This is a genomic window from Anaerobacillus sp. ABR4_321 (assembly GCF_056158505.1).
Window position 1 is genome coordinate 2,282,127 of the sequence record NZ_JBSWTK010000001.1, and the last position, 12,403, is coordinate 2,294,529.

A 12,403-nucleotide genomic window follows, 5' to 3' on the forward strand; every position below is an offset into this window, starting at 1 on the left:
TGCGTGATAAAATAAGATAGAGTAGTACAAGTAGGAGGGAATCTTCTTGGAAAAAGACGCAAAAATATTAGTTGTAGATGATGAAGACCGTATTAGAAAACTGTTACGAATGTACTTAGAAAGAGAAAACTATGAAATTGAAGAAGCAGAGAACGGAGAGGCTGCTTTAGAGATAGCAACAGAAGACGATTTTGACCTTATTCTGCTGGATCTTATGCTACCAGGAATAGATGGAATTGAAGTTTGTGAACAGCTGCGTGAACATAAGGCTACGCCAGTGATCATGTTAACCGCAAAAGGTGAGGAAGCCAATCGTGTGCAAGGATTTGAAGTGGGTGCTGATGATTATATCACAAAACCTTTTAGTCCAAGAGAAGTTGTCTTACGTGTGAAGGCCCTTTTACGAAGGTCTTCAACAACGAAATTTTTACAAACTGAAACAACAACAAAAAACGTAATCGTCTTTCCGTATTTAACGATCGACCATGATGCACACCGTGTCTTAGCTGAAGATCAAATCATTAATCTTACACCAAAAGAATATGAGCTATTATATTTTCTAGCAAAAGCACCTGATAAAGTCTTTTCACGAGAAGATTTATTAAAAGATGTATGGAACTATGAATTCTTTGGTGATCTAAGAACGGTAGACACACATGTGAAACGTTTGAGAGAGAAATTAAACAAGGTATCCCCTAATGCAGCTGGAATGATTTCGACCGTTTGGGGAGTGGGTTACAAGTTCGAGGCAGCTAAAGACTAATGATCTGGAGAAGTGTTGTAGGGAAGCTATGGTTGACCATCATCCTTCTTGTGGCTTCCGTTTTATTTATCTTGACCATTCTATTGCTTCAGTTTTTCGAAGATTTTCATGTTGAAAAAGAAGCAGAAGAGATGGAAAGACTTGCGACGAAAGTGTCTTCCGTAATCGAAAATTACGATGATAGAAAAAAAGCTATGGATACGGCATGGGAAATTACAGATTTCTACCCAACTGGAGTAATGGTGATTGAAGATATAGAGGATCGCTCTACCATTCAATATTCACCTAATAGTCACGGACTACCAAACTTTCCACTACGTGTGTTCAAAGACGATCCAGTCCTTGAGGATGTATTTACAAACCAACGTACCGTCGTGAAACAAGGAGAGTTGGCAGCTGACTCTGTTTCAAGAAATGATTTGTTGATCGTCGGCGTTCCGATGCAAGTTGGAAGTGAAAACGGAGCGGTATTTCTTTATCAGTCTCTAGATGTTATAGCAGAAACAACGAGACAAGCTAGAAACTTGATCTACATCTCAGCAGGTATCGCTATTGTTCTCACAACCATATTTGCCTTTTTCTTATCGACCCGTATTACAGCACCCCTTAGGAAGATGAGAGAAGCCGCAACGCAGGTTGCAAAGGGGAAGTTCGATACGAAAGTTCCAATGGTTACTCACGATGAAATAGGAGAACTGTCAGTTGCCTTTAACCGTATGGGGAGGCAATTGAACAACTATGTAACGGCCTTAAATCAAGAAAAAGAACAGCTGTCTAGTATACTGAGTAGTATGGCTGACGGTGTTATTACATTCGATAAAACAGGAGCGATCTTAAGTACCAATCCTCCTGCAGAGAGGTTCTTGAAGGCGTGGTATTATGAGCAGGGTATGCAAGAGGAGCCTGGAAAAGAAGTCCCTGAAGATATCAATGAATTATTTAGTCTCGTGGTGATGCAAGAACGAGAACAGCTCACCGAAGTAGAGTTACAGGGGCGTAACTGGGTGATCGTGATGACACCACTCTATAATAAATCTGCAATCCGAGGCGCTGTGGCTGTCCTTCGAGATATGACAGAAGAGCGTCGTTTGGATAAGCTTAGAAAGGATTTTATCGCGAACGTTTCTCATGAATTAAGAACACCTATCGCGATGCTTCAAGGATACAGTGAAGCGATTGTCGATGACATCGCAAGCAGTGATGAGGAAAAGAAGGAAGTTGCTCAAATCATCTATGATGAATCGTTAAGGATGGGGCGTCTTGTTAATGAGCTTCTTGACCTTGCTAGAATGGAAGCTGGCCATACTGAGCTTCATTATAGTGAGATCAACCTTTACGATTTTGGTCAGCGGATTTTGAGGAAGTTCCAAGGTCCAGCCCGAGAGAGAGAGGTTGGCTTGCATTATTATGTATCAGACCACGATCATACACTTTCAATTGACGCGGACCGAATCGAACAAGTCTTAACCAATTTACTAGATAATGCAGTGAGACATACACCGAAAGAGGGAGAAGTTAGCTTGATCATTACGGTTCAACGTAACGGTGTACAGTTCGATGTGAAAGATACAGGATCAGGTATTCCTGAAGTGGACCTTCCATTTGTGTTCGAAAGATTTTACAAAGCAGATAAAGCTAGAACGAGAGGACGCTCAGGAACCGGGCTCGGCCTTGCGATCGCACGCAATATTGTAGAAGCCCACCAAGGTCAAATTTCTGTCCATAGTAAAGATGGTGAGGGAACGACATTCTCTTTCTTTTTACCTTAAGTAGTCTAGAGTCTTCATTTTGGAGGCTCTTTTTCTATTCTACTTCCCTTTTAACCTGTCCCACGTATAATCCTATCGTGAATGCTACACAATAGTTAAGTAGGATAAACAGTTGGACAGGAGGAAACGACATTGAAAAAAAGTATGAAAGTATTAATGGGTCCCTTAGGGTTTTTGTCTGTAATCGTGCTGATCCTATCAGTCTCTAAAAGAGCAAGGAAAGCTACGAGTAATACGATTAAAAAAGGGTACAGCAGCTTAAGTGCTCAGTCATCCGGTTCAAGTGAAAAGAAAGTGCGGGAAGGTGGGCACGCTGAACAAGCGAACTATCCTTCATATATCGGCTATGGAAAGAGTAGTGTTAACCAGAAGGTTCGTAAAATAAACCCAACACGCTTTAAAAATGCTCAAAATGTGTTTAACGATGAAAAGATGCCCTCGAAAATGGCTGAAATTGCAGAGGAATTTGATCTAAATGATCACCAATAGTGTTAGGATGTGCCCCTAATCCAAGAATAAGTGAGACATTTCAATTTTCTGCATTTGCTATCCTGTTAAGCTTTTGTACGTTACAATGATAGTGGAAATGTCAAACTAGTTCGATAAAGGGGATGAAGGCATGTATACTGACTATCATAACCATTTGGAAAAAGGGACGCTAACACTAGATTACTTAAAAAAATTCGTAGAAGAAGCCAGAAAGAAGAATATTGAACACTTTGGTATATCAGAACATGCATATCATTTTTATGAAACAGAAGATATTCTTAAAAATCCTTGGGTGAATGAACGTAGATGGTACAGTATGAAGGATTATGTGCGTTTATTTAATGAGGCACAGGACAATGGAATGGATGTGAAAATGTCCATTGAAATGGATTACACGCCTGGAAAACATGCCGAGATGAAGAAATTCATTTCGTCTTACCAATTTGATTATGTGATAGGCTCGATTCATTGGGTCGATGACTTCGGTATCGATCTTGCGGAATATCGACATTTGTGGGATGAAAGAGATGTTGTCGATACGTACAGAAAATACTTCGATCAGGTCGTCACACTTGCAGAATCGAACTTATTCGATATCGTTGGGCATTTAGATCTCGTCAAGATCTTCAAGTATAAACCAGATGATAAAGACTTTCTTTTAGAGCAGTATGATCGAGCGACGAATGCCCTTGCGAATTCAAAGACGTGTGTGGAAATAAGTACTGCTGGCTTAAGAAAGCCTGTTGGTGAGCTTTATCCTGATTATGATCTATTGAAGATGTGCTATGAAAAAGACATTCCAATCGTACTCTCTTCTGATGCTCATGTACCTGAAGATGTAGGTGCAGACTATGATCAGGCGCTAACACTCGCTAAGTCTGTCGGTTATTCACAGCTTATGACCTTTAATAAGGGAGAGCGTAAGTCTATCAAGATTTAGTAACAGCTTCATGTGTATTCACCCCGGATATCCTTTACACAATTAAGACCAAGAGCAGCTGCTCTTGGTCTTTTTTATTACACGCCTTTAATTTGCTCCACCTTAACAATGTCTTGTACGCTACTGATCGTTGATTCGATATGGGAAGGGAGTGCTTCATCAAATGATAACATCATGATTGCTTCCCCACCTGCCACTTTTCTTCCTACTTGCATCGTAGCGATGTTTACTTCATGTTCCCCTAACACTTTTCCTACGTTACCGATAACGCCTGGTCTGTCATTATGCTGAATATATAATAAGTGTCCTTGTGGATGAAAGTCGATGTCGAATCCGTTTAATTGGGTGATCCTCTCGCCGTATTCTTTGATGTACGTTCCTTGTAAGGAAAAAGAACCTTTGTCTCCTTCGACCGTCACTGATATTAGATTGGAGTATCCGTGAGTCTCAGATGTATGTTTTTCTCCGTATGTGATTCCGCGTTCTTTTGCAATTGAAGGAGCATTCACTTCGTTTACTGTCGTATCTAGTCTATATCGTAAGAATGAAGCCATTAAACTTCTTGTTAAGATCGCTGTATCTAATTCTGTTAACGTTCCAGCGTAGGTGACATCTACGACGTTAACTGCTGTTTTCATGCATTGTGAAAGAATGCTTCCCATCTTACGAGTTAATTCGTAGTATGGTTTAATCTTTTCATATTCTTCGTTTGAGAAAGCAGGTAGATTGATTGTATTTCGAATTGGTTTGCCGCTCAAATACAGTTGTACTTCATCCGCAACTTGTGCGGCTACATTCAGTTGAGCTTCTTTCGTAGAAGCACCTAGATGAGGGGTAACAATCACTTGGTCATATTTAAGAAGAGGGTGATCCTCACGTGGAGGTTCGGATTCAAATACGTCTAGTGCGACGCCGCCGATATGTCCAGAGTCAAGATAAGGGATGAGTGAATCCTCATCAATGATTCCACCTCTTGCGCAGTTGATTAGAAAAACACCTTTTTTTGTTTTCGCTAGTGTTTCCCCATTGATCAATCCTCGTGTGTTTTCGGTAAGAGGCGTATGAACAGTAATGAAGTCAGACTGTTCGAGTAGCTCATCGATATCAACTGAAGCCACATCTAACTTATCCGCACGATCATTTGTTAAAAAAGGATCGAATACCATTACCTGCATTCCGAATGCTCTCGCTCTCCTTGATAACTCTGTACCGATTCTTCCTAATCCAATAATACCGAGTGTTTTACGATTTAATTCTGTACCGACGTATTGTTTCCTCATCCACTTTCCGTTTTTTAAACTATTTGTTCCTTGAGGAATGTTTCTGGCAAGAGAAGCCATCATAGCAAAAGTATGCTCTGTTGTTGAGATTGTATTACCATCTGGAGCGTTTACAACAATAACGCCTCGCTTCGTTGCTTCTTCTATATCGATGTTGTCGATCCCAACTCCAGCTCTAGCGACGATCTTTAAATTAGGCATCTTGTCGAGGAGGTCTGATGTTACTTTAGTAGCGCTCCTAACTAAAAGCGCTTCGTACTTTGAAAGGTGTTCCTCATAATTTTGAATCGAACCTATATCACATTGAATCGAATCGTCATTTAGTAATGGTAGTAAGCCATCCTCTTGAATAGAATCAGTAACTAGCACATGTGCCAACAATCTCCACTCCTTTTTTCTCTTCTTTGTTATAATATTTAGAAAAGATAATACATTACTTTTTACCACGAAAGCACTAAAGTGTCAATTTGATATCCTGAAAAATCACCATAAAAAAATCTCCGATAATCATATCGGAGATTCGTAGTACTATTCGAATTTCAATGGATCGCCATCAAAAGACTCTTCAGCAATTTTGATGGAATCAGTAGGGCAACCTTCAAACGCGTCCATCATGTCTTCGTGTAACACCTCAGGGATTTCTACGATACCTTCATTATCATCGAGCGTTACAAAAGCGATTCCTTCATCATCATAATCGTAAATATCTGGTGCAGCTGCGCCGCATGCACCGCAAGCAATACAAGTATCTTTATCTACAATAGTATACTTAGCCATGTATTAACCTCCTATTCAATACTTCTATATGTCTGTCATCACTACAATATTCATCAAATGAATGTTTTGATAACTTTATTGTAAAGGTGATGCCTTGACTTTTCAATAGCTAAATCCTTCACTATGCTTACTAAAAGGTTACCCGATTTGAAATTCACTAAACAGGACAAAAATTTTGATACAATAGAAGTAGAAAGAAACAGGGTGATGCAATGATAAGATATTTAGACGGACTTCTCTTATTCGTCTTACATCAGATGAAAGGTGAAAGGACGATCTCAGGTGCCTACCACTTGTTGAAAGGGAAGAAGTCATCTCAAACGATTCAGGATGCGAAATTATTCGGTTTATCTTTTTTATTTGGTATGCAAAAGAATTTAGCTCGTGGTCAAATTGAGGAAACCGTTTCAACGCTCTATGATGACGGCTTACTTGAACAAATCGATCGACATACATACAAGGTCAATGAAAAAGGACAAGACGTTCTTAACGAATTTCTTAAAGAACATTCTTTTCCTCAGTATTTGAATGGGTGGAAGTACCACCAGGTTTCAGACGACTTTTGGAACCGTATTAGTTTGTACATGCAGGCTCTATCACATTCTGTAAATAGTTCAATGAATTTTTACCCAGTAATACGTGAAGAACAAGCACAGAAGTGGGTTAGAACGCATTTTCCAGCAAGTCTTGATAAAAGGAAAAGAACAGCTCAGCAGCTTTATCGAGAGCTTCGACAAGTGTTAGAAGCATTGCCTGAGAATCATGCGCGTTTCTTTGTCCTTCGATTGAGCGGATTTCATAGGACTGGATTAACAGTAGAACAAAGCTGTGCATCACTTGATCTTTCATTTGAAGAAGGGATAATCGTCTTTTATGGGGTGATTCATGCATGTATTACGCATGCTCGAAATGATGCAAAATCTTATCCGATCATAACTTCTTTTATAGAAAATAAAACATTGCCAGTCCCTTTAACTGCTTCTACTCGTACTACGTACACTATGTTGCAGAAGGGATTGTCCTTTCAACAGATTATGGAGATCAGAAGACTAAAGAAAAGTACGATAGAAGACCACATTGTCGAGATCGCAATCAATGTTGAAGCATTTTCGATCGACCCTTTCGTCTCTAAACGAGCGCAGGAGGACATTTTGAGGGCAAGCAGATCGACCAACAGTCATCGGCTAAAAACAATACGTGATCACCTAGAGAATCGATATGGATATTTCGAAATTAGGTTAACACTGTGTAAAGTAGGGGTTTAATGAATTTAACGAGGACGTTAATTGATAAATTTGGTTATGAAGAATTTCGAATGGGGCAAGAGGAAATCATTCGGGATGTTTTGGAAGGTAAAGATGTCTTTGCGATGCTCCCTACAGGTGCAGGGAAATCACTTTGTTATCAGCTCCCTGCATACTTAGGTCATTCCCCAGTCCTAATTGTCTCTCCACTAGTTTCCCTCATGGAGGATCAGGTTCAGCAATTAAAAACGAAAGGGGAGAAACGCGTTCTTGCGTTGAATAGTTTTCTCGATTTCGAAAAAAGGTTGACCGCTCTGCAAAATTTATCGTCATACACCTTTATCTTTGCATCACCAGAGATATTACAAAACAATAATGTAAAACGAACGTTAAAAAAGGTTCGGTTTTCTTTGATGGTAGTAGACGAGGCACATTGCATTTCCCAATGGGGGCATGATTTTAGAACCGATTACTTAAAGCTAGGTGATGTTAGAGCAGAGCTCGGTCAACCGCCTCTTCTAGCATTAACGGCTACCGCTACAGATGATGTTCGAAAAGATATTATCGCTCAATTAAATATGGTCGATCCTACGCTACATATCAATTCGGTCGATCGTCCAAATATTGCGATTAAATTAGAAAGACATGCGACTCTTGATTCTAAGATGAATTCGGTCTTAGAATATGGAAAAACACTTCAAGGACCAGGCATTATTTATTTTTCTAGTCGTGCGATAGCTGAACAGGTCAGTATCAAACTGTCAGAATCAGGTGTTCAGGGTGTCGCTGCATACCATGCTGGTCTTGACTCAGAATCTCGTCTGCTTATTCAGCAGCAGTTTATTAATGATGAACTATCACTAATTTGCAGTACAAATGCATTTGGTATGGGAATCAATAAGAGCAACGTGAGATACGTCGTTCATTTTCATCCACCTTCGAACACTGAAAGCTACTTACAAGAAATTGGTCGGGCTGGTAGAGATCAAGAACCTGCGATCGCTATTCAACTTTTTACTGAAGCTGATGAGCGGTTACCGATTTCGTTTATTGAAACAGAATTACCTGAGCGTCAGCAAATCAGTATGATACTAGAAGAATTGCGTGTACGAGCTGGCGAGCACATCTCACTCGACTATGAAAAAGAAGGCATTCGGTACAAGCTATCTGAAACAGCATGGCGCTTCATTATTCATCACCTGCATCAAAAAGGGATCTTATTGAACGGTATCGTTAATACATTCCACTATCAAAGCCTTTTGGAAGACCTTTCAAATGAGGTAGAAAGGTTAAGAAAACGAAAACTGTTAAAGTGGATCGACTTTAAAAAATGGCTTTATGATAACCAGTGTCGGCGCAAAGGGCTTTTAGAGCGTTTCGATGAAAATGTTCCTAAAATCGATCAATGCTGTGACCACTGTGGCCTAATCGAAGAGGTTTATATGAAGCAGGGAGACTCTACTCTAAAAGAAGTGACCGCTATAGATTGGGATAAAGAGTTACAATTTATGCTGAGGGTGGAGGAGAAGGGTGAGGAATAAACAAGCAGAAGTTGTCAAAGCCCTCTCTGATCGAGAATTACTTTTAAATGTTTATTTAACGCAGCTTTCCTTATTACTTATCTCTTGGATAGTAGGTTATTTTTTGTTTCGAGAAGGGTGGTTTCTCGATCGAATAGTCGAGCTAGTATGGGCAGATATGGTTTTGTACGGCGGCGGGGTTGCGTTAGTTGTCATCTTGATCGATATTGCTCTTATGAGGCTGTTACCAGAGTCTGCATTCGATGATGGAGGCATTAATGAGCGCATCTTTAAGAACAGATCGATCTTCCATATTTTCATACTTTCGTTATTAATTTCGATTAGCGAGGAAGTAATGTTCCGTGGTGTGATTCAAACGCATTTCGGCTTGGTGATTGCAAGTCTATTGTTTGCAATCATCCATGTGAGATACTTGACTAAGCCGGTGTTATTTAGTCTTGTTGTGGGGATAAGTTTTCTATTAGGAATCATATATGAGATAACAGGTAACATAGCTGTTACGATTACTGCGCACTTCTTAATCGATTTCATTATGGGGTGTTTAATTAAATATCGAACCCCAAAATGATCACATCTTGAAAGGTGAGTTTAATGAAAAAAGAGAACCCTTTACCATCTAGAAAGGAATATCATAAGCATAAAGCCAAGAAGAAAGGGAGATCAAATAAAAAAAGAGAAGAAACAACGCCTTCTCTTACGCTCGTTCGTATTTTAGCACTGCTTTTTATATCGATGGTTGCGATTTTTCTCCTGTATTCGATTTATTCTTAAACCATCATTTTAAGTTGGAGCATCGATGGTATTATGTTCTCAGTTTCAAGCATAAACTAGTTTCAAAAAAGGAGGACAACCATGGATGCTCTAAAGCAGTGGAATCTCCCACAACCTCAATCTGATGTGACGCTTGTGTTATTGAGTGAACTGGTCGATAGAAAAAGAGAAGAGAGGCAGTATAAAGCTAAATCAGAGTTTTATAGCTATGCACTCATGATTTTATTGGTTGTGAGTGGTGGGTTCTTAGTATACCAGCTACAGGTGAGTAGTTCGATTCTTTGGGAGGCTTTTTCGTTGTCCAAAGCACCTTTCATCGTTTTAATGTTTCTCCTTACCGGGTTCGTCTATTATCAGTTAAAAAGAGTGACCAAGAAGTTAAAGAAAGCGGAAGATGAGCTTGATTCGTTGCGGCTAGAGGTAATCGATCGTAGTGAGGAGCTATGGAAAAGTGAAGCTCAATGGGAGAAGCGTCATGATGTCTTCTCTTACATGAAAGAAGAATACGATATTAATTTATTCTACAAGTAACTCTTATCGATGTTCGGGGCAGCCAAAAAATAAATACTGTTCGATTTGAAAACAGTTTCCGTTGATAAGTAACGCGCTTTCATCGAACATTTCGATTTTGCCAAATGCCACAGTATCCTTGATCTTTGGACAGAACACTTCGACAGGCATCCCGAGTCGACGGTTGAAATCAAGGTCATCGTTACCCAACAAAGATTGTGTTTTCAGTTTGTTTATCATAGGTCCATCATCTCCGTTAGTTTGATATACGTCCTTTAGAAGTCTACTTTGATAATATCTTACCTTAAAAAGACTGAATTTTCAAGAAACGATATCGCCCATTTTTACGAGTGTACAACCCATTTTTGAATTAATGGTAGATAAGGAGGACATTGTATTGGTAGTATGGTATTAATTATATGGGGGAAGTAACTTATAGAAGAGGTGATAGTCGTGTTTGTAAGAAGTGCTATGAAATCGCTAAGAGAAACAATTTCTGTGAATTATGACACGAGTCTTGAAGAAACACTGGAGCGACTCAAGAAGAGTCAGATCGATGGCGTACCAGTCATTCAAGACGGAAGGTATGAAGGGATCGTAACCTTTAACAGAATTTATAAATCGTTTTTTAAAAGCGATATGACTGATAAAATTCAGTTTTTAAAAGAAACAAAAGCAGGAGATATCGCTTATCAAAAAGATGTAACGGTAGATAAAGAGGCAGTTTTCGAGACGACGCTATTGCTCGTAAACGATGCTCCTTTGGTTGCTGTCGTGGATGAAAAAGAGCAGTGCATCGGGATTATCACAAGAGCAGATATATTGGATCAATTCCAAAGTGCCTTCGGGATGAGAAAGACCGGTGTTAGGATTGCATTCGCTTCTTCTGAAACGGAAGGTAGGATTGCAAGACTTGCTAAAATCGCGAAAAGCTTTCATGAGAACATTATTTCTTTATCGACGTTTGATGAAACAAATCAGAACGTTAGACGAATCGTGATGAAGATTGAGAAGAATGAAAATATCGATCAGTTCATTGCAAAACTTGAGCAAAACGGATTTAAAGTATTAGATATTAAAGAAATGTAAGATAAAATTTATAATACCTCCTTCTCTATCATAGATATAGAGGGGGAGGTTTTTTCTATGCTGCTTTCTTTTTTGCGTTTACTATCATCATTTGGTTTACTGTATATTGCAGAAGAAACGCTTGTATTTAAGTCCATTACGTTTACAGACTTAATGTTGAATAGTTTTCGTTATGGTGCTGGTGCGCTTTGTTTCTTATTCGGTTTCTTAGCAGTTGCAAGTATCATTCGAAATCAACTTGAAAACGTAATTTCTCAGGGTATTAAGGCACGAATAGGAGCAGTTCTTTTGGAATTTGGTTTATTGTCAGCAATGTACTGGGTATTGTTTGAAAAAAACGTTTGGTTATCAATTGCTTCTCTTATCATGGCTACAATGTACGGTGTATTATCTGCCAACATTGAAGCAGCAAGGGCAGCTAAGAAATTTAGGAGGGGCGTTGAAATATGATGGTGGTCTTATTCTTTGCAGCAGCCTCTGTGCTGCTGTTGATCTATATGTGGATCGAAGCACATTTAAATAGGGTTGTGAGAAAAGAACTTTTCCTTGAAGGGCTGCCTGATGAGTTCGAGTCCTTCACCATCTTCTTCATATCAGATTTACATAACCGCAGGATTTCGGAAAGCATCATCGATGAGGTTAAGGGAGTAGTAGATATTGTTGTCATCGGAGGAGATGTGATGGAAAAGGGCGTCTCTTTTGAAAAGGTACAGGAAAATTTAGAAGATCTAAGGAAGGTTGCTCCATGTTATTTCGTTTGGGGGAACAATGATTACGAAGAAGATCCAGATCGTCTAGAACGGATACTTGTTAAAAGTAATATTACGATTTTAAAAAACACATCTGAAACCATCACGAAAAATGAAGATGAAATAAGTCTAGTAGGCATCGACGACCTCTCGACACACAACCACTCTCTTCAAGAAGCTTGTTCAAAAGCGAAAGCACCGATGAAGATATTAATCAGTCATAACCCTGATATCAAACATGAGCTTACAAATGATTCAGATATTAAGCTTTTACTTTCAGGTCATACGCATGGTGGTCAGATTAGACTTTTAGGATGGGGATTACGTGAAAAAGGCGGAATAAAACAAGTTGGAGAAACGACTGTTGTGATCAGTAACGGATACGGTACCACCACACTTCCGTTAAGACTGATGGCACCTGCTGAGTCACATGTTTTTACATTAAAGAGGAAATAACTTATACAAAGTTTACACAAACATC

At 39.3% G+C, this 12,403-nt stretch carries 15 protein-coding genes; 12 read left to right on the top strand and 3 right to left on the bottom strand.

Annotated features, from left to right (window positions below; all coding sequences use genetic code 11):
- Positions 1 to 46: 46 nt before the first annotated feature.
- The 4 genes from ACXADT_RS11820 (at position 47) to ACXADT_RS11835 (ending at position 3,961) form a co-directional block, all read left to right on the top strand.
- Positions 47 to 763: a response regulator gene (locus tag ACXADT_RS11820; RefSeq protein WP_270179101.1), complete on the top strand. Its 717-nt coding sequence runs from the start codon at positions 47 to 49 to the stop codon at positions 761 to 763.
- Entirely contained in the window at positions 763 to 2,532 is a 1,770-nt protein-coding gene (locus tag ACXADT_RS11825) for an ATP-binding protein (RefSeq protein ID WP_474835442.1), read from the top strand. Before ACXADT_RS11820 ends, ACXADT_RS11825 begins: the two co-directional genes overlap by 1 nt.
- Before the next feature lie 132 nt (positions 2,533 to 2,664).
- Entirely contained in the window at positions 2,665 to 3,021 is a 357-nt protein-coding gene (locus ACXADT_RS11830) for a hypothetical protein (RefSeq protein ID WP_474835444.1), read from the top strand.
- A gap of 130 nt (positions 3,022 to 3,151) precedes the next feature.
- On the top strand, positions 3,152 to 3,961 hold the full coding sequence (locus ACXADT_RS11835) for a histidinol-phosphatase (RefSeq protein WP_474835446.1): 810 nt from the start codon (positions 3,152 to 3,154) through the stop codon (positions 3,959 to 3,961).
- Between the two features lie 77 nt (positions 3,962 to 4,038).
- Here ACXADT_RS11835 and serA read toward each other — a convergent pair whose 3' ends face one another.
- Positions 4,039 to 5,619: a phosphoglycerate dehydrogenase gene (serA, locus tag ACXADT_RS11840; RefSeq protein WP_474835448.1), complete on the bottom strand. Its 1,581-nt coding sequence runs from the start codon at positions 5,617 to 5,619 to the stop codon at positions 4,039 to 4,041.
- Positions 5,620 to 5,769: 150 nt separating this feature from the next.
- On the bottom strand, positions 5,770 to 6,018 hold the full coding sequence (locus tag ACXADT_RS11845; RefSeq protein WP_270179096.1) for a ferredoxin: 249 nt from the start codon (positions 6,016 to 6,018) through the stop codon (positions 5,770 to 5,772).
- Positions 6,019 to 6,230: 212 nt separating this feature from the next.
- On the opposite strand from ACXADT_RS11845, the gene ACXADT_RS11850 reads away from it, so the two are divergent.
- The 5 genes from ACXADT_RS11850 to ACXADT_RS11870 all read left to right on the top strand — a co-directional run bounded on the left by ACXADT_RS11850 (position 6,231) and on the right by ACXADT_RS11870 (position 10,105).
- Positions 6,231 to 7,283 carry a YpbB family protein gene (locus tag ACXADT_RS11850; RefSeq protein ID WP_474835450.1) on the top strand — a complete coding sequence of 351 codons (1,053 nt, stop codon included), beginning with the start codon at positions 6,231 to 6,233 and terminating at the stop codon, positions 7,281 to 7,283.
- The gene (locus ACXADT_RS11855) at positions 7,283 to 8,803 is read left to right on the top strand and encodes a RecQ family ATP-dependent DNA helicase (protein ID WP_474835453.1); all 1,521 of its coding nucleotides are present in this window, start codon (positions 7,283 to 7,285) and stop codon (positions 8,801 to 8,803) included. Before ACXADT_RS11850 ends, ACXADT_RS11855 begins: the two co-directional genes overlap by 1 nt.
- Positions 8,793 to 9,371 (top strand): CPBP family intramembrane glutamic endopeptidase, encoded by a 579-nt coding sequence (locus ACXADT_RS11860; RefSeq protein ID WP_270179093.1) that lies wholly within the window; start codon positions 8,793 to 8,795, stop codon positions 9,369 to 9,371. The genes ACXADT_RS11855 and ACXADT_RS11860 overlap by 11 nt, the downstream gene beginning before the upstream one ends.
- A 23-nt stretch (positions 9,372 to 9,394) precedes the next feature.
- Positions 9,395 to 9,574 (top strand): hypothetical protein, encoded by a 180-nt coding sequence (locus tag ACXADT_RS11865; RefSeq protein ID WP_270179092.1) that lies wholly within the window; start codon positions 9,395 to 9,397, stop codon positions 9,572 to 9,574.
- 81 nt (positions 9,575 to 9,655) lie between these two features.
- On the top strand, positions 9,656 to 10,105 hold the full coding sequence (locus ACXADT_RS11870) for a DUF2663 family protein (protein ID WP_474835455.1): 450 nt from the start codon (positions 9,656 to 9,658) through the stop codon (positions 10,103 to 10,105).
- Between the two features lie 3 nt (positions 10,106 to 10,108).
- Here ACXADT_RS11870 and ACXADT_RS11875 read toward each other — a convergent pair whose 3' ends face one another.
- Positions 10,109 to 10,324, bottom strand: coding sequence for a hypothetical protein (locus ACXADT_RS11875; protein ID WP_270179090.1), 216 nt, complete (start codon positions 10,322 to 10,324; stop codon positions 10,109 to 10,111).
- Positions 10,325 to 10,537: 213 nt separating this feature from the next.
- Here ACXADT_RS11875 and ACXADT_RS11880 point away from each other — a divergent pair, with 213 nt between their 5' ends.
- The 3 genes from ACXADT_RS11880 to ACXADT_RS11890 are packed head-to-tail and all read left to right on the top strand — an operon-like array spanning position 10,538 to position 12,378.
- Positions 10,538 to 11,173 (top strand): CBS domain-containing protein, encoded by a 636-nt coding sequence (locus tag ACXADT_RS11880; RefSeq protein WP_474835457.1) that lies wholly within the window; start codon positions 10,538 to 10,540, stop codon positions 11,171 to 11,173.
- 57 nt (positions 11,174 to 11,230) lie between these two features.
- The gene (locus ACXADT_RS11885; protein ID WP_474811364.1) at positions 11,231 to 11,623 is read left to right on the top strand and encodes a hypothetical protein; all 393 of its coding nucleotides are present in this window, start codon (positions 11,231 to 11,233) and stop codon (positions 11,621 to 11,623) included.
- Entirely contained in the window at positions 11,620 to 12,378 is a 759-nt protein-coding gene (locus ACXADT_RS11890; RefSeq protein ID WP_474835459.1) for a metallophosphoesterase, read from the top strand. The genes ACXADT_RS11885 and ACXADT_RS11890 overlap by 4 nt, the downstream gene beginning before the upstream one ends.
- Positions 12,379 to 12,403 lie beyond the last annotated feature (25 nt).